The sequence below is a fragment of the Paenibacillus sp. FSL L8-0502 genome, from assembly GCF_038593055.1.
Classification (GTDB): domain Bacteria; phylum Bacillota; class Bacilli; order Paenibacillales; family Paenibacillaceae; genus Paenibacillus; species Paenibacillus polymyxa_D.
The window spans coordinates 4,773,032-4,791,065 of record NZ_CP151958.1 but is presented as its reverse complement, the minus strand read 5'-3'; the positions used below and the strand labels follow the sequence as shown (position 1 = coordinate 4,791,065).

At 46.6% G+C, this 18,034-nt stretch carries 13 protein-coding genes; all 13 read left to right on the top strand.

Features of this window, described 5'->3' with window-relative positions; translation table 11 throughout:
* The first annotated feature begins 17 nt into the window (after positions 1 to 17).
* Positions 18 to 1,397 (top strand): oligosaccharide flippase family protein, encoded by a 1,380-nt coding sequence (locus tag NSQ57_RS21050; protein WP_342425245.1) that lies wholly within the window; start codon positions 18 to 20, stop codon positions 1,395 to 1,397.
* Entirely contained in the window at positions 1,372 to 2,346 is a 975-nt protein-coding gene (locus tag NSQ57_RS21045; RefSeq protein WP_342425244.1) for a polysaccharide pyruvyl transferase family protein, read from the top strand. Before NSQ57_RS21050 ends, NSQ57_RS21045 begins: the two co-directional genes overlap by 26 nt.
* Positions 2,347 to 2,686: 340 nt before the next feature.
* Complete coding sequence (gene def / locus NSQ57_RS21040) at positions 2,687 to 3,268, top strand: peptide deformylase (RefSeq protein ID WP_023990342.1); 582 nt, start codon at positions 2,687 to 2,689, stop codon at positions 3,266 to 3,268.
* Positions 3,269 to 3,436: 168 nt separating this feature from the next.
* Complete coding sequence (locus NSQ57_RS21035) at positions 3,437 to 5,227, top strand: sensor histidine kinase (protein ID WP_342425243.1); 1,791 nt, start codon at positions 3,437 to 3,439, stop codon at positions 5,225 to 5,227.
* Positions 5,220 to 6,878, top strand: a complete 1,659-nt coding sequence (locus NSQ57_RS21030; RefSeq protein WP_342425242.1) for a response regulator transcription factor — start codon at positions 5,220 to 5,222, stop codon at positions 6,876 to 6,878. The genes NSQ57_RS21035 and NSQ57_RS21030 overlap by 8 nt, the downstream gene beginning before the upstream one ends.
* 405 nt (positions 6,879 to 7,283) lie before the next feature.
* On the top strand, positions 7,284 to 8,690 hold the full coding sequence (locus NSQ57_RS21025; RefSeq protein WP_318628087.1) for a cytochrome ubiquinol oxidase subunit I: 1,407 nt from the start codon (positions 7,284 to 7,286) through the stop codon (positions 8,688 to 8,690).
* The gene (gene cydB, locus NSQ57_RS21020; RefSeq protein ID WP_342425241.1) at positions 8,677 to 9,690 is read left to right on the top strand and encodes a cytochrome d ubiquinol oxidase subunit II; all 1,014 of its coding nucleotides are present in this window, start codon (positions 8,677 to 8,679) and stop codon (positions 9,688 to 9,690) included. Before NSQ57_RS21025 ends, cydB begins: the two co-directional genes overlap by 14 nt.
* A complete protein-coding gene (gene cydD / locus NSQ57_RS21015) occupies positions 9,690 to 11,447 on the top strand; it encodes a thiol reductant ABC exporter subunit CydD (protein WP_342425240.1) in 1,758 nt (585 codons plus the stop codon). Before cydB ends, cydD begins: the two co-directional genes overlap by 1 nt.
* The gene (gene cydC, locus NSQ57_RS21010) at positions 11,431 to 13,239 is read left to right on the top strand and encodes a thiol reductant ABC exporter subunit CydC (RefSeq protein WP_342425239.1); all 1,809 of its coding nucleotides are present in this window, start codon (positions 11,431 to 11,433) and stop codon (positions 13,237 to 13,239) included. Before cydD ends, cydC begins: the two co-directional genes overlap by 17 nt.
* Positions 13,240 to 13,329: 90 nt before the next feature.
* Complete coding sequence (locus tag NSQ57_RS21005; RefSeq protein ID WP_209949899.1) at positions 13,330 to 13,746, top strand: cupredoxin domain-containing protein; 417 nt, start codon at positions 13,330 to 13,332, stop codon at positions 13,744 to 13,746.
* A gap of 512 nt (positions 13,747 to 14,258) precedes the next feature.
* Positions 14,259 to 15,272, top strand: a complete 1,014-nt coding sequence (locus NSQ57_RS21000) for a sugar ABC transporter permease (protein ID WP_029519240.1) — start codon at positions 14,259 to 14,261, stop codon at positions 15,270 to 15,272.
* A gap of 15 nt (positions 15,273 to 15,287) precedes the next feature.
* Positions 15,288 to 16,190, top strand: coding sequence for a carbohydrate ABC transporter permease (locus NSQ57_RS20995; protein WP_029519239.1), 903 nt, complete (start codon positions 15,288 to 15,290; stop codon positions 16,188 to 16,190).
* Positions 16,191 to 16,263: 73 nt separating this feature from the next.
* The gene (locus tag NSQ57_RS20990) at positions 16,264 to 17,958 is read left to right on the top strand and encodes an ABC transporter substrate-binding protein (RefSeq protein ID WP_039273751.1); all 1,695 of its coding nucleotides are present in this window, start codon (positions 16,264 to 16,266) and stop codon (positions 17,956 to 17,958) included.
* The last annotated feature ends 76 nt before the right edge of the window (positions 17,959 to 18,034 follow it).

Here is an 18,034-nt window from a genome sequence, read left to right as displayed (position 1 = left end):
CAGGAGTTGGACGTAACATGAGCACTTGGACAGCAGCAAGGAAAGTATTCACGGGTGACAGTCTCGCCAAAACGATCATGCGCACGAGCTTTAACAATTTTTTTGTGCTAATCGTCACGACCCTGACTTCCATCCTGACCGCACGTATGCTCGGAGTAGAGGGGAAAGGAGAACTGGCGGCAGTTCTGTTCTGGCCTACGCTGATCGGCAGTGTGTTGAGCTTCGGGTTACCAACGTCGTTAATTTATAACATCAAGAAGAAAACAGGCACGACGGAAGAATTGCTGGCGTTGTCGCTCTGGATTCAGTTGCCTGCCAGCTTGTTGGCAGGAGCGGTGGCCTGGATATGCATGCCGCTGTGGCTGAATGGTTATGGTGCGGACATCATCCAACTGTCCCAGCTTTATTGTGCGGCAGCCATACCGCTGGCAGTGCTTACAGCGCTGACGACAGCATTGTCGCAAGGGCTGGATCGATTTAGCGTATATAACGGCCTGTTGTTTTACTACCCACTACTGAATTTCATCGGTCTGGTGACACTGTGGCTGATGGGCTTGCTCAATGTGCAACTGGCTGGAGCAGTGAATTTTGCCGCGAGTTTCCTTGCACTAGTGTGGGCGTTCCTCCGTTTGCGCAAGTATATGAATTTGCGTACTTTCCGCCCATTTACCAGCCGCCAAGTGCTGCGCCCTTATTATAGCTATGGAGCACGGGTGTATGGGATGGAGTTGATGGGAACGCTGTCCACACAAACGGACAAAATCGTCATTGTGGCGCTGCTGTCACCCAAAGCGTTCGGTCTGTACTCTGTTGTCTACGCCTTGTCCCGTGTGTTCAATGTGGTGCAAAATGCCGTCACTAATGTAACCTTCCCGAAAGTGACAGGGATGGAACACAGCAAAATTGTCGAAACGGTGGGTCGTGCTTTTCGCATCTCTATGGCTGCGATGCTAATCGTCATTGTACCGGCTCTCTTTATTGGTCGATACATGCTGGGTTTGCTGTACGGGCCTGCTTTTCTGGAAGCATCGCTAACGTTCTACCTACTATCATTGGAATGTATTATTGGTGGTGGCTCATGGATTCTGGCTTCGGCTTTTAACGCACTCGGTCGTCCGGGACTGGTATTGTTCCGGCAAATTGTGGCCTATGCGATCACCGTTGGTCTGTTTTTTATTTGTACACCGATCTTCGGTTTGGACGGCATTGCTATTGCTTTGCTTGTGGGTGCTTGTGTACGCTTAGCGTTCTCGTTGTTCTCGTTCCCAATGTTTTTCAATGTTCCGCTATCCCGGATCATTTTTGATAAAAGTGATATTACATTTGTCTTGCAGACTATACAAAAGAAGCGTAGGAAGGGAGAACTGAAAGATGCCGAATTCGCATCCCATGGCTAAACTGAAAAATAAGCTGAGCGTCATTCTCGACGTAGTCCCTCAAGGTTCGAACATTATTTATGTTGATTATCCCGTCTATAACAACGGTGGAGACGTACTGATCATGAAAGGCACCGAAGCGTTCTTTAAGGATAATGGCATTCGTGTCCGTGCCCGTTATAGCGCCATGGATATTCCCGATCAGCTTCATATTCCGGGCGACTGGATTATCGTATGCCACGGCGGTGGCAACTTTGGCGATCTATATTCAAATCACCAAAATTTGCGAGAACGCATCGTTCGTGATTTCCCTAACCACCGAATTGTAATCATGCCGCAGACGATCCACTTCCAGTCTGAACAGAAGGCTAATGAGGTGGCTGCCCTGTTTAATGCTCACCCGGATCTACATATGTTTGTGCGGGATACACGCTCTTATCAGTGGGCTAAAGATAAACTGAACCAGTGCAGTATCAAATTATGTCCTGATATGGCGCACCAGCTGTGGCCATTGAAGCCGACTACGGAAACCGTGAAGGACGTACTGTACTTCCTGCGTACGGATATTGAAACGGTGGGGGGCCAAAAAAAATTCGATGACGAGGCTGATGCCTCACACCGTCTGGACTGGGATACTTTATTCACTCCGCTGGAAGTGAAGGGGATCGTCTATTTCCAAAAGTTTTACCGACTGAATAAGAAAATCGGCGGCCCGTTGCCTACCCGTACATTCTGGTACAAGTACACCGACCATCTCATGAACAAGGCGGTTACGCTGTTCAGTTCTTATCGCGAGGTTCGCACTTCACGGCTACACGGTCACATTCTGGCCTGCCTGCTTGATATGCCGCACGTTGTCATTGACAATTCCTACGGCAAGAACTCGCAATATTATAATACCTGGACACACCCGAATCCAAAGGCGAAGCTGTTTAGTGAAGCTCCAAGTGCGTTGGAGCAGCCATCTTAATAGTAAGAAAAATTATTTTCAAAAGCCTCCTGATCATTGAAATGATTTAGGAGGCTTTTATATAGAGACAAAATCATTTAATGTGATAAATAATAAAGGCAGTGTATATTTAATGACTTAATCTAAAAGAGTAGGACGCCCCCGTAGAGGTCTTTATTGCGCCAATTTCCCCCCCAAAAAACGTCGCTTTATTTTGACAATTCATTTCATGAATAGATATAATTTATGGGATAAAACTTGCAGAAAACCGGGAAATCCCACAGTTTTTGCACCGCATCACATATTACATGGCAGTACATCACATGAAAATATATTTATTTTAATGAATCGAGGCTGACGAATGAGTAATCAATCGATGGACATGCTTCTCACGAAGGATATCGTGCGTGAAGGGGAGTCTATTTTGCGTACGAAGGTTGATCCGGTATGCTTGCCACTATCTGAAGAGGATCTTCAACAGATGCAATGGATGCTGGATTATCTGAAAAATAGCCAAAATGAAGAGCTGGCTACCCGCTATGAACTGCGCCCGGGTGTGGGGTTATCTGCAAACCAGGTAGGTTTGAACAAAAGAATGTGCGCTATTTATTATGAAGATGGAGACAAAACGGTAGAGTATGCGTTGTTTAATCCGAAGTTAGTCAGCCACTCCACGTCCATGATTTATTTGGAACAGGGTGAGGGGTGCTTGTCGGTAGATCGGTACGTAGCCGGATATGTACCGCGTTACGAAAAAATTCGTATTAAGGCCACTTTACCAGACGGAACACAGGAGCTATTGACGTTCAAAGGTTATGCAGCGATTGTTGTACAGCATGAAATGGACCATTTGGACGGCATTATGTTCTATGACCGTATCAACCCGGAGGATCCGCACAAGCTACCGCAGGGAGTGCATATCGAACCTTTTGTACGTAAATAGTTTAGGAATCGTAAAGTGTGGTGACACTGTTCGCCACATTTTTTAAATTTTGCAAAAAATATAGATATAGAGGTTACGAAGCATTAAACTGGATACATACACATAGGTCGAGCTGGAGGATGTAAAACACGCAAAAAATGTAAGCGCTTATCTTGTGGGAGGGATGGCATGAATCGTGGAGTATGGCTTCTGATGAGTAATATGCGTATGCGGAATAAGCTGCTGTTCTCCTACGTACTAATTGTCATGATTCCGGTGCTGGTGGTTGGCGGCTGCGTTACTTTTTATTTGCGAGAGCAGGCATTGAATAGTGCAATTGCCCAGACGGTAAACAATGTGGAAAAGATCAAGAGCCAGACGGCAAATTTACTGCGTGTGCCAACGGATATTTCAAATGGGCTCATGTTCGATAAAAGGCTGAGGGAGATGGCGAACCGACGGTATCCGGGTATGGTAGAGCTGATGAATGCGTATCATCAATACAAGGATTTTAATGAGTATACTCAGCAATATAGAGAAGTTGCTACCATCCGGTTCTATTCGTACAATCCGACGCTTGTCAATAATCTGGAGTTTATTCCAGTGGACTCTAACATTGAGCGGCAGCAGTGGTTCCAGACGGCTTTGAAGGGGACGGCGATTAACTGGTTTTACATTCAGGATAAGGAGGATAACCCGGTTAATCGCTTAAGCCTGGTACGGCAAATTCCATTTCCCGAATACAATACCAAGGGAGTTCTGATGATATCGCTGAGCCAGACCGAGTTGAATCATATGCTGAGCAAGGAGCCTTTTGAAACATTGATTGCGGATCGTAACGGGATTGTGGTCGCAGCTACTCGCCCGCAGTCGGTGGGGCAGACGTTGGGCGATTTACATTTGGGCTTTGATGTCCAGCGTGCGGGTAAGGGGATATATGAAGCGAAAATCAACGGAATGCCCTCCAACATCATCGTGGATGAGCTGCTGCCCGCCTCCAGTGTGAGCGGATTTACGATTATTTCAGTGTTTTCAACGGAGCATATTGTACAAGGAGCCAATCGAATCAGTCTGATTGGTGCTTTATGTGTTCTTGCAGTGCTGATTATGGCACTGATTCTGATCACCATCATTTCCTGGCTGATTACCAAACGCCTACAGCGGTTGAGCTATGAGCTGGGTAAGGTAGCCGCGGGCGATTTTCATGTGGTATCGAGTGTGGAGGGAAGGGACGAGATCGGGGATTTATCCCGCCGTTTCAACTATATGGTGAGTAGTATTCGCCAACTCATGGCGCAGGTCTATGAGACGAGTGAGCACAACAACAGGCTGGAATTGGCACAAAAGGATATCAAGTTAAAAATGATGGCCAGCCAAATTAATCCACACTTTCTGTTTAATGCATTAGAATCTATTCGAATGAAAGCACATCTGAATGGGGAAGCGGAAATTGCAACGACGGTGCGTTTGCTTGGCAGGCTGATGCGCCGGAATCTGGAGATTGGCAGTGGTAAAACGACGGTACTACAGGAGCTGGATATGGTGCGATCCTATTTGCAAATTCAGCAATTCAGATTTGGAAATCGCTTGATCTATGAAGTGAATTTGGAAGAAGATGCGACGGACATGTCGATTCCTCCCTTAATCATACAACCGCTGGTGGAAAATGCGGTCATTCATGGACTGGAAAATAAGGAAGAGCCGGTTACCGTGAAGGTAAATATTGCAATAGAACAAAGAGAGTTGAAAATTAAAGTAGAAGATGACGGGATCGGCATGGAAGCTGGGCAACTGACCCGTCTGCTAGCTCGGATCAGGGGGACGGATGAGCCAGAAGGGAGTAGTATTGGCCTGCGTAATGTACATCAACGTCTGACATTGATGTATGGTGAACGTTATGGATTGCATATTGAAAGCGCATTACAAGTAGGAACAACCGTATACTTTTCCATACCAAGGGAGGAAGAGTCGAATGTATAAAGCGATGATTGTAGATGACGAGCCAGCGATTCGTGAAGGATTGTCCTCCATTATTGACTGGGGGGATTGTGGCTTCCGTATTGTCGATACGGCAGGGAATGGACGCGAGGCTCTGGATAAGTTCGGAGAGCATCGGCCGGAGCTAGTCATTGTAGATATTCGTATGCCCGGGATGAGTGGACTGGAGGTTATACGTAGTATACGTGAAAAGAACGGGGAGCCGTATCATTTTCTCATATTAAGCGGATATGCAGACTTTGATTATGCACGGCAAGCCATGGGCTTCGGAGTAGATGGCTATCTACTGAAGCCAGTTGATGAGGAAGAAATGACGTCAGAGTTGAAACGGGTACGGCAAAACATTGAGGACGAGAAAGAAGTCGGCAAATGGGGAAGTCCACCTTCCCATGAGCGTAATTGGATCGAAGCGCTATTGTTTCCGGTTCATCAAGAGCATGCTCGTAATGCTGTGGAAAGCAGCGATTATCTGCACAGAGCATCCAAGCAAGCTGAACATCAAAGCGGTAACGGAAAACATGGACAACAGCCAGCGTTACCAGCATTGGACTGGAGTAGCTATCAGATTATTCTGATAGATTTACGTATACCTGACTGGGATCGGCAAGCTCGGCAGTCGGCAGCAAAGCAGCGGCTAACAGAATTGTGCCACGAGCAGGGCAGAGGTATCGTGTTTGAGGCTGGAATATATATGGGTCTTTTGCTTCCCGCCACGTTACAAACGAAGAAAGATGCTGTTCAGTTACTGGCTACTTGGCGACAGGAGCTAAAACCGTGGGCAGCGGAAATTTATGTGGCTGCCGGTGATCCTGTAGCCACTCTTAACGACATTCCCAGATCTTTTGAGCAGGCACTACGATTGCTAGAACGTACGTTTTTGTTCCGGGCAGAAAGAGTCATGCTTTCCGGAGACCTACACGAATTGGAGACAGTCGAGACTGAAATGAGTGGAGCGTCTGATAATGCTACAGATGATCCCCTACGTTATGCAGAAAAGCTGTACTATGCGCTAGATATGGCTAATAGTGAAGCTGCAACCCGTGTCATTAAGGAAATGGAAGGCCAATTTCCACGGATTTATCGCACAGAATCTGCAATCAAGGCGGCGTTCGCACAAACATTCACACTGGCGTTGAACAAGTATGCAGCCGGACAGGATCACAGCCGAACCGTGCTGAAGGAGCACTCCAGCTTTATAACCGATGTATATGCTTATTCCACATTGGGCGAGCTGGTGGATCACTCGCTGGAGCATGTGTTGCAATGGATTGGACAGACTGATCCCAGTGGCAAGGACATCATCATGAAACAAATGATTGACTTTATTCATAGTCATTATGATGAAAATTTGCGATTGGAGTTACTGGCAGATATGTTTAATTACAATAGTGGCTATTTGGGCAAATTGTTCAAAAGTCATACTGGCGAGGCCTTTAATGCCTACCTGGATAAGGTGAGGATTGAGCGAGCAAGGGAGTTGCTTGCACAAGGAATTAAGGTACACCAGGTGGCGGAACGCGTAGGGTATGCGAACGCAGATTATTTTCATAGTAAATTTAAAAAGTATGCTGGAATGTCACCTTCCTCCTATCGTAATCGGGTTCAAAAGAACGGAGGAACAGATGGCTGTTGATAGAATCCTAGGTATAACGCTATGAAGTCTCTCTTGCAGATGTCGGAGGTACAACCTCCGAACGAAGAGGGGCTCTTTTTTATGGTGAAAAAACAGATAGATCAATCGAAAATGTCACATTTATTATGGAGTTTAGGTCGTTTTCATCAAATCGCCATCATTATGACACAGCTTTGACACGATGTTCACATTTTCGATTCTATTTCATTTAAATTTATTCTATATAATGGGGATAATCTGAAGCCGGATCATGATAACCATAGTGAAGGTAGTTGAGTGAGTCATTTTCTAAAAAAGTGACCGCTGCATATGTAAGAATGTGAATGCTATCACAAATGTAGAAGACTTCAGATTACAGACACTATAAATCAATGTTAAGAGAAGTGTAGGGGGAGGAGCAACATCATGGACGTATTGGATTTGGCACGGTTGCAGTTTGCAACCACAACGATTCTTCACTTTGTTTATGTGCCGATCTCCATTGGATTGTCGTTATTGGTGGCAATTATGGAGACTATGTATGTTATCAAGAAAAATGACTTGTACAAAAAAATGGCTCAATTCTGGGGAACGTTTCTGCTGATTAACTTTGCACTGGGCGTCGTCACCGGGATTTTGCAAGAATTCCAGTTCGGGATGAACTGGTCGGACTTTTCCCGTTTTGTGGGTGATGTATTCGGTACGCCTCTGGCGATTGAAGCGCTGCTTGCATTTTTCCTGGAATCGACCTTTATCGGATTATGGGTATTCGGTTGGGAAAGATTGTCCAAAACGGTCCATTTAATTTGTATGTGGTTGGTATCGATCGGTACGATGTTATCGGCATTGTGGATTCTAGCTGCTAATTCCTTCATGCAGCGTCCAGTAGGCTATGAGATTCAAAATGGACGTGCAGAAATGAAAGATTTTGCTGCTCTGCTAACGAATGAACAACTGTTATGGGAATTCCCACATACATTGTTTGCTGCTTTTGCGACAGGAGCATTTCTGATCGCGGGTATCAGTGCATGGAAGCTGATGCACAAAAAGAATATGGACTTTTTTAAACCTTCTTTTAAATTGAGTATTATTGTTGCCTTAATCAGTGCCATTGCTATTCCTTTGTTTGGTCATGGACAGGCTCAATATTTGGTGAAAACACAACCGATGAAGATGGCTGCCAGTGAGGGATTATGGGAGAACAGTGGTGACCCCGCTCCTTGGACAGTTATTGCAGGGATTGATCCTGAAAAAAAGGAAAATACCTTTGAGATTAAAGTTCCTTTTGCTTTGAGTTTTCTATCCTATAGTAAATTTACTGGCTCTGTGCCCGGTATGAATGAGCTTCAGGCAGAATATGAGAAAACCTATGGTCCGGGCGACTATATCCCGCCAGTACGTACCACGTTCTGGAGCTTCCGTATTATGATTGCGGCGGGATGTGGGATGATTGCACTCGCTTTATACGGAGCTTACCTGACGTTCCGTAAAAAGCTGGAAGGTTCACATCGCTGGTTCTTCCGTCTTATGATATGGGGGATATCCCTTCCGTTCATTGGAAATACTTCAGGTTGGATCATGACTGAAATAGGTCGCCAACCGTGGACGGTATTTGGTTTACTTCAAACAAAAGATTCTGTTTCGCCTACCGTTGTGGCAGGAGAAGTGCTATTTTCGTTCATCTCATTTACCACATTGTATTTAATTTTAACAGGTGTGCTGGCGTTCCTGTTTTATCGTACGGCTCGCAAAGGTCCGGATATCGAGCCACATCAACAAACGGTAATTCATGATCCATTTGCCCAAGGGGGTGACAATAATGACGCTAAATGACTTATGGTTCTTATTGATCGCAGTGCTGTTTACCGGTTTCTTTTTTCTGGAGGGCTTTGATTTTGGCGTGGGGATGGCCACGGGATTGGTGCCGCGTAATGACCAACAAAAACGTTTGATGATCAATACGATTGGTCCATTCTGGGATGCCAACGAAGTGTGGCTGATTACAGCAGCAGGTGCGATGTTTGCCGCTTTCCCGCATTTTTATGCAACCATGTTCAGTGGATATTATCTGGTATTTGTCTTTATTTTGCTAGGTTTGATTTTGCGTGGAGTTTCTTTTGAGTTCCGCGGCAAGGCTGAAGGGAAATGGTGGACAGGAACGTGGGATACCTGCATTCTGATTGGCAGCTTTCTACCGCCGATGCTGTTCGGTATGGCTTTTGCGGCTTTGGTGAAAGGTGTACCTATTCAGCAAAACATGGATTTGAAAGCTGGATTTTCCGATGTATTCAATGGATATACCGTATGGATTGGACTGACAGTGGTCGGAATGTGCCTAATGCACGGACTGACGTTTATTTCTCTGCGGACGATTGGAGAAGTACGGGATCGTGCTCGCGTGATGGCATCCAAATTTCTTCCGGTATTGGGCATTTTACTTGCGGGCATGGTGGTATGGACTTATTTTGCAACGGATTTATTTGCGCGTCGCGGTCCCTTTATGTATGCTGCGGTAGCAGTCGGAATTGTCGCCTATGTGCTGACGTGGTACTTCCTGAAGCAGCGCCGCGAAGGATGGGCCTTCGGGATGACAGGTGCAGTGATTTTGCTGACCTTCGTTTCGTTATTCGTCGGTTTGTTCCCAAGATTTATGGTGAGCTCGATTAACAGTGCTTTTGATTTGACGATTTATAATGCAAGCTCCAGTCATTACACACTGAAAGCCATGACGATTGTTGCAGCAACGCTTTTACCCTTTGTGCTGGCTTATCAGGCGTGGAGCTATTTTGTTTTCCATAAGCGTCTCAGTGAGAAGGATCATTTGGAATACTAATGGATAAGGCATGGTTTGAATTAAAGGGCATTCGGCCAGTGATGCTGCTACTGGCTGCCCTTTCCCTGCTCCAGGGGGCCGCAGTGATTGCACAAGCAGTCTTCTTGGCAAAGGCTGTTACGATTTTGTTTGAACAAAATCCGCTGGTGATGGCTTGGCCGTCGCTGGCGTTGTTTTTCGCTGCTTTTGCAACGAGGCATACGGCGATCTGGCTGCAACGCCGGACAGCAGGCCGTTTTGCTGAAGCTTCAGGCGCTTCCTTACGGGAGCGTCTGCTTGCACGTTTGTTCGAACGGGGACCGGGTTTTGCAGCGCAGGAAGGTAGCGGCAAGTTGGTGACGCTAGCGCTGGACGGCATGGATCGTTTTCGCACGTATTTGGAACTGTCCATTCCTCGTATGATTGACATGATGGCTGTAACTATACTTGTACTTGTGTATGTTTTCACATTGGATGTCATTTCAGGTGTGATTTTGACGACTACGATGCCGATTCTGGTAGGCTTCTTTATTTTACTCGGCTTGGCGGCGCGGAAGCAGGCAGACAAGCAGTGGCGTTCCTATCGTCTGTTATCTCATCATTTCACGGATTCGCTGCGTGGACTTCAGACACTAAGGTTTTTGGGTCGTAGCCAAGAGCATGGGGAAACGGTTGGGAAGGTCAGCGACCAATACCGCACGGCAACGATGCGCACGCTGCGGGTAGCGTTTCTTTCCTCATTTGCCCTTGATTTTTTTAGTATGCTATCGGTCGCATTTGTTGCGGTAGGCTTGGGTTTGCGCCTGATTAGTGGCTCGGTGGGTTTGGAGGCAGCGCTTGCGGTGCTTATTCTGGCTCCAGAATATTTTATGCCCATACGCCAGTTGGGATCAGACTATCATGCTTCACTGGATGGTAAGGAGGCTTGGGGAGCAATCCGCTCCATTCTCAGTAAAGAAGATGACGCGACCGAGCCGAATAAACAGGCAGCTAACGATAAAGGATTGGACATCACGGGACAGGACATTCTCGAGCTGTCCGATGTGTGCCTCCTTAATGAAGACGGTTCGGCTCGGCTTGAACATGTGTCTGCCAATGTTGAACCGCACATGAACATGATCGGCATCGTTGGAGCTAGTGGAGCAGGTAAAACGACGCTGCTTAGTCTGCTTGGCGGTTTTGCTGATCCCACTTCGGGCGAACTGCTCCTGAATGGATGCAGATTGGCTGGGGATGCAAAAGCTGAATGGCAACGGCATATTGCGTATATTCCACAGCATCCATACCTGTTTAGCGCTTCTCTGGCAGATAATATCCGTTTTTATGAACCGGAGGCATCCAACCAGCAGGTGGAGTGGGCGGTTGACGCGGTTGGACTGCGTGAACTGGTAGACGGTCTTCTGGGTGGAATGAATGAGCCCATTGGTGAAGCGGGTAGGACGTTGAGCGGAGGACAGGCGCAGCGGATTGCATTGGCGCGGGCGTTGCTCAGTAACCGTCCGGTCATTTTATTGGATGAGCCTACGGCGCATCTGGATATTGAGACAGAGTGGGAGCTAAAACAGACGATTTTATCGGTTTTGAAACACAAAAGAGTGTTTCTTGCCACCCACCGGCTACATTGGATGCCAGATATGGACTGTGTCTGGATGATGAATCAAGGTCGTCTGGAAGAAGTAGGTTCCCATAAACAATTGATTGCCCGTAAGGGGGCATATTACCGATTGCTGACGGGGATGTCGGAAGGAGGGAACGGACGATATGAGAGTAACGGATAATAGCAGACAAGGCTGGTTTGTGACGTATCTGAGACAATATTTTTGGGCCTTTCTGCTAGCTGCTCTTTTAGGCGCGCTGGCCATTGGATGTGCGGGCGCGTTGCTTTTTACGTCCGGTCATCTGATTACCCGTTCGGCCTTAAAACCGGAAAATATATTAATGGTGTACGTTCCAATTGTGCTTGTGCGAACATTTGGTTTTAGTAAAGCGGTTATTCAGTACCTGGAACGCTTGGTAGGACATGATGCCGCACTGCGTCTGGTGTCCCGTATGCGGGTACGCTTATATCGGGCAGTAGAACCGCAGGCGCTGATGATCCGCAGCAAATTCCGTACAGGGGATTTATTGGGGTTGCTGGCAGAGGATATTGAACAGCTTCAAAACATCTATCTGAAGCTAGTTCTGCCTGCGCTATCGGCTTTGCTGATTTATGCAGCAGGCATCTCGGCGCTCGGACGGATGGACGGAACCTTTGCCTTGCTTATGGCGCTATATGGAGGATTTTTGCTTTTTATTGCCCCAGCTATCTCACTATGGACCTCACTCGCCAAACGGCGAATGTTCAAGCAGGAACGGAGTAAAGCCTATCAGGACCTGACGGATGCTCTGTTCGGCATGAGTGATCTGGTGCTGAGCGGACGGACTGGGCATTTCCTGAGTACCTTTACACAACGGCACAATAGGGCTGCCGTGATGGAAAATTCACTTCGCCGGGGCGAGTGGCGTTCTCATTGGATCGCACAATGCGTTGTAGGTGGCGGGGTTGTGATTATGACTGTGTGGGCCGGAGGACTGGTAGCACAGAATCGTATAGAAGCCACATGGCTGGCATCCTTTGCCCTTGTGGCTTTCCCATTGCTGGATGCCTTCGTTCGCGCTGGAGAAGCAGTGGTGCATGCACCGGAGTATCAGGATTCCCTTCGACGGTTGAAGGATTCGGAGAAAGACACACCTACACCTGTGTCATCATCGCTTCCGGTTACTGTGGATGCAGGACACCCAGCAGCAGGCGGCACAGCTGACACTATAGATGAGCAGGCTGCCGCTCTGGGATTGGGCCACGGAGGAGACCTGCTGCTGAACAACGTAAGCTACCGCTATGCGGCAACGCAGGAATGGAGCGTGCGTGATATCTCCTTGCACGTACCGCAGGGGGGCAAGGTTGCATTGCTTGGTCGCAGTGGTGCGGGCAAGTCCACGCTACTGAATCTGATTCAGGGAGCATTGCAGCCTGATGAAGGGAGCGTCACTGTCGCAGGGATTCCCGTATACACAGGTGGAGCATACTCCAATCTATTTGCGGTGCTGAACCAGCAGCCGTATTTATTCGATACAACGGTAGCGAACAATATTCGGCTGGGACGACCCGATGCTACGCTGGATGAGGTGCGTGCAGTGACGGAGCAGGTAGGGCTTGGAACTCTAATTGATTCTTTGCCGGAGGGCTACGATACCCGAATGCATGAGACAGGCCTTCGTTTTTCCGGTGGAGAAAAACAGCGAATTGCACTGGCGCGGATTTTGCTGCAAAATCACCCGATTGTTTTGCTGGATGAGCCGACAGTGGGGCTTGACCCGCTGACAGAGCATGAGCTCATGCAGACGATGTTTCGTGTGCTGAAGGGCAAAACATTGATCTGGATCACGCATCATCTCACAGGAATGGAGCATATGGACGAGGTGATCTTTATGGAGCAGGGCACCATTTCCATGCGCGGCAGTCATGAGCAGCTGTGGCAGGAGCAGTCTCGTTACCGTAATCTGTATGAGCTGGATCATCCGAGCCTGTGAAATGAGGTATTTAAAATTTTGATTAACTTTTATATACTGGTTAGAGTTGATGCGTCACATGCAGACATTCAACTGGAGAGGCTGATATGAATGAAAACACTAATCTCTAAGCATTGGCATTTGATGCTGATTGGTTTTGTAGCCCTGAGCATGGGCGGGTTTGTCTTGTTTTATTTTCAGGGGAGCGTGTCGTCGTTTCCGGCCATTCAACCTAAACAAGCTCAGGAAGAGCCAGACAAAACTAAATATGAGATTGTTACAGTGGGTGTAAAAGGGGACGGTTTCTATCCTAAAAATATTGAAGTGAAAGCCGGCGTTCCAACCAAAATCAATTTCAAGAAAATGACATCCTTCACTTGCATTGATGAAGTGCAGTCGTTGAAGATCGGAATGGACGTTTACCTGGATCACGAAAATAATTATTTTACCGTCCAGGACTTGAAACCAGGCGTATATGAGTACAATTGCGGTATGTACATGTACTACGGGACCATCACAGTAAAATAAATCAAAAAAGCTTTCTGGCACATTGATGCCAGAAAGCTTTTTTTCCTTCAATCAATCATTAGGTTAATTGCGACAGTGTGTATATACCATCCACCACCTGTGGTGCAGTATGCATTATCCTTTTTGCATTATGCTTTATCCTTTACCCTTTACCTCTGATCAGCTTACATTGCTGATCTTTTGTTTTTTACAAGACTTCTTTCAGGGAATTTACATTAGAACGGAACAGGCGGAATGTGCTGGACAAGCGAAGCGGTCGCCTTAAAGCTTTCTGCAGGAAAGCTCGCATCGCAAGCATAAACTGTCCCCGGCTTTCTACCTTTGTGTGCTTATTCAAGAAATCCGGGGACAACAGCGATGGGAAGCACCATCCGCATGCGTAGTGGCACGAATGTAATTTTTTTCATCCCATATATCTAATTTTGAACTGATTTTTCTCCTAATTCGTCGGGTATCCGCTTCCAAGCCAGCAAAGTATGATAATAGTATCTAGAGATGAGGAGGAGCTTGTTATGGGATCTTCAACTGAAACCGCTTCCAACAATAGTGCTTTGATTCCTGAATCCAATAGGGGAAGACCACGCAAGGCTCGCGGCCCGAAGCCTGACCGTGGTAAAAAAGGCTTGTGGGACAGTGTGAAGCAGCAAAAGTATCTTTATTTTATGTCCATTCCTTTCGTCATATGGGTGTTTGTTTTCAGCTATCTTCCGCTTTGGGGCTGGACGATGGCGTTTCAAAATTATAAGCCAGCCAAATCTTTTACGGACCAGAAATGGGTAGGGCTGGATAACTTTATTGAGCTATTTCAGGATGAACGATTTTATCTGGTATTACGCAATACGCTAGCGATGAGCCTGATGGGGATTGTATTTGGTTTTGTCGTACCGATCTTCTTTGCAATTCTGTTAAATGAGCTGCGTGGTATGCTGTTCAAACGGTTTGTGCAGACAATATCCTATCTCCCGCATTTTGTATCCTGGGTAGTTGTGGCCGGCTTGGTCACCAAGATGCTGTCCATTGACGGAGGCATTGTCAACGATGTATTGGTAGCGCTTCATATTGTGGATGAACCGATTCAGTTCATGGCAAAGGGGAGCTGGTTCTGGTACATTGTAACCGCTTCCGACATATGGAAAGAGACAGGTTGGAATACGATTATTTATTTAGCTGCAATCACCGGAATTGATCAAGAACAGTATGAAGCATCGCGCGTGGATGGAGCGAGTCGTTGGAGACAGATGTGGCATATTACACTGCCGGGTATCCGCTCGACGATTGCCATTCTGTTCATTATGGCGATTGGACATCTGGTGAGCAATGGTTTTGAAAAGCAGTTCTTGCTTGGCAATAGTCTTGTGACGGATTATTCCGAGGTGCTGGATCTGTACGCGCTCAATTACGGGATTAATTTGGGGCGCTTCTCTTACGGGACGGCAATTGGTATTTTCAACTCGCTGGTTAGCATTCTGCTGTTGTTTACGGCGAACGGTATATTCAAAAAACTGACCAAAGAAAGCATCATGTAGGGAGGGAGAAGCGAAATGACGAATAAGGCATTTAATGCTACCCGGTCTGAGAAGCTGTTTGACCTGTTCAACTATATCCTCATGGCTCTGATCGTGGTGTTGACGCTGTACCCGTTTCTGAACGTACTTGCGATTTCCCTGAACAATTCAACGGACACGGTTCGTGGTGGTATTTATATATGGCCCCGCCAATTTACGCTCGAAAATTACAAAACGATTTTCCAGTACGATGGCCTTCTTCAGGGACTGCAAATATCTATTCTTCGTACTTTGGTCGGGACGGTACTCGGATTGATCTGCGCATCTATGCTTGCTTTTACATTGAGTCGGGTCGAGTTTCGTGCTCGTAAGTTTATTTCTACGTTTTTGGCGTTGACGATGTATTTTTCCGGCGGGATGGTGCCCGTGTTTATTTTAATGCGGGATTTGCATCTTCTGGGCTCGTTTTGGGTGTACATTTTTCCAGGCTTAATTAGCGCATTTAACGTGTTTGTCATTCGTTCCTTTATGGATGGTTTGCCGTATGCGTTGCAGGAGTCTGCCAAACTCGATGGAGCGAATGATTTTACGATTTACTGGAGAATTATTTTGCCGCTGTGCAAACCAGTATTGGCAACGATTGCTCTTTTTCTGGCAGTAGGTCAGTGGAATGCTTGGTTTGATACGTATTTATACAACGGTGGGGCGTCGCAATGGACGACGTTACAGTATGAGCTGATGAAAATACTGCAAAGTACGCAGCAAGGCGGCTCCAGTATGACGAATAGCAATGACATGGCTAAACAAATGGCTCAAATTTCACCAGAATCGATCAAAATGGCAATCACGATTACGGTTACGCTCCCCATCCTGATGGTGTATCCGTTCTTGCAAAAGTATTTTGTAGGCGGTATGACGCTGGGGGCAGTGAAATCATAAAAGCCAGGATTCTGGCAGTAAATAGTAGTTATTTGTAGGAGAAGTCATCATAAGAATATAGGAGGATTTATACATGAAAAAACACTGGTCCAGATTTGCACTGATTCCCTTGCTCGCGGTGTCACTTACCGCACTCGCAGGTTGTGGGGGAAGCGATAAAGCAGCGAAGGAGAGCACATCCAGCGGTACAGACCCGATTACGTTTAGCTTCTTCGGAGCAGATACAAGCCCACAATGGAACGGAATGAAGGATGAAATAGGCAAGGAAATCACCAAGAAAACAGGTGTAACCTTGAATGCGGAATTTGATGTCAGCGGTGGAGGTGGAGATGACCGAATTGCTTTGATGGCAGCAAGTGGAGAATACCCGGACTTGGTTTCTCCTAAAGCGAATATTAATAAGCTTGTGGATGCGGGGGCCATGATTGATCTGACAGATCTGATCAACGATCACGCACCTAATCTCAAAAAGCTATATGGACCCTATATGGATCGTTTGAAATACAGTAATAAGGATCAATCCATCTATGTCCTTCCTACGTATGCAGGTGTGGGACAGGAAAGTTTTGACGCAACAGGGGGATTTGAAATTCAGCATAAGGTGCTCAAGGAGTTAGGTTATCCAAAGGTAAGAACGCTACAGGATTATGAAAACGTACTCAAAACCTATACTGCCAAGCATCCGACGATCAATGGCAAAAAAACAATCCCACTCACGCTGGATGCAGATGACTGGAGAATTATGATTACCGTAACGAATCCTGCCTTCCAGACGACTGGAGCGCCGGATGATGGTGAATATTTTATTGATCCCAAAACATTTGAAGCCAAACTTCATTACAAACGTCCAGAAGAAAAGGAATATTTTCGTTGGTTGAACCACATGTACAATGAAGGGCTGCTCGATAAAGATTCGTTTGTGCAAAAAAGTGATCAATACAAATCCAAAATTGCCAGCGGCCGTGTCCTCGGTCTGATTGACCAGGAGTGGGGGTATCAGGATGCTGAAAATGCATTAAAAGCGTCAGGTAAGGCTGATGCCAGCTACGCGCATTTTCCAGTTACACTTTCGGAGGAATACAAGGATCGTTCCTTTCAGGATATGGGCTTCGTGTCCGGTTATGGTGTAGGTATTACGGAAAATTGCAAGGACCCGGTGCGGGCTATAAAATTCCTTGATTATTTAGCTTCCGATGAAGGACAGGTGCTAGTGAACTGGGGGATCGAGGGCAAGCATTATGAGATCAAAGATGGCAAACGCATCATTCCGGCTGATGTGCTGGAGCAAAAAACGAACAATGCAACCAACTTCAGCAAATCCACGGGTATAGATTTGTACACGCTCATCAGCGGACACTATGGTGACGGCGTGAAGGACCCTACGGGTAACTACTATACTGCCAAATTCCCGGAGCAAATTATCGCGGCTTATTCGAAGCCGGAGAAAGAATCCCTTAAAGCATATGGCGTAAAAACGTGGAAAGATCTGTTCCCAGACAAGAAAGAATTTGATGTAAAGCCTTGGGGCGCAGCCTATAACCTGACAACAGACAATGAATCCAACTATAACGTTACATTCAAAAAAACGACCGACATTATCCGCAAACGTATACCCGAAGCTATTTTAGCACCAGCTTCCAATTTTGATACGGTATACGACAACATGATTAAAGAACTGGATGCCGCCGGAGCTGTCCAAATGGAACAGCAATACACGCAACTGGTGAAGGACAGAGTGGAGTTATGGAGCGGCAAGGCTTCTAAATAGCTGACTGCTTTTAACGAAATTTTGAATGCCGGAATGACAGAGCGCTTGTCCTTAAGGTCCATACGGGATTAGCGCT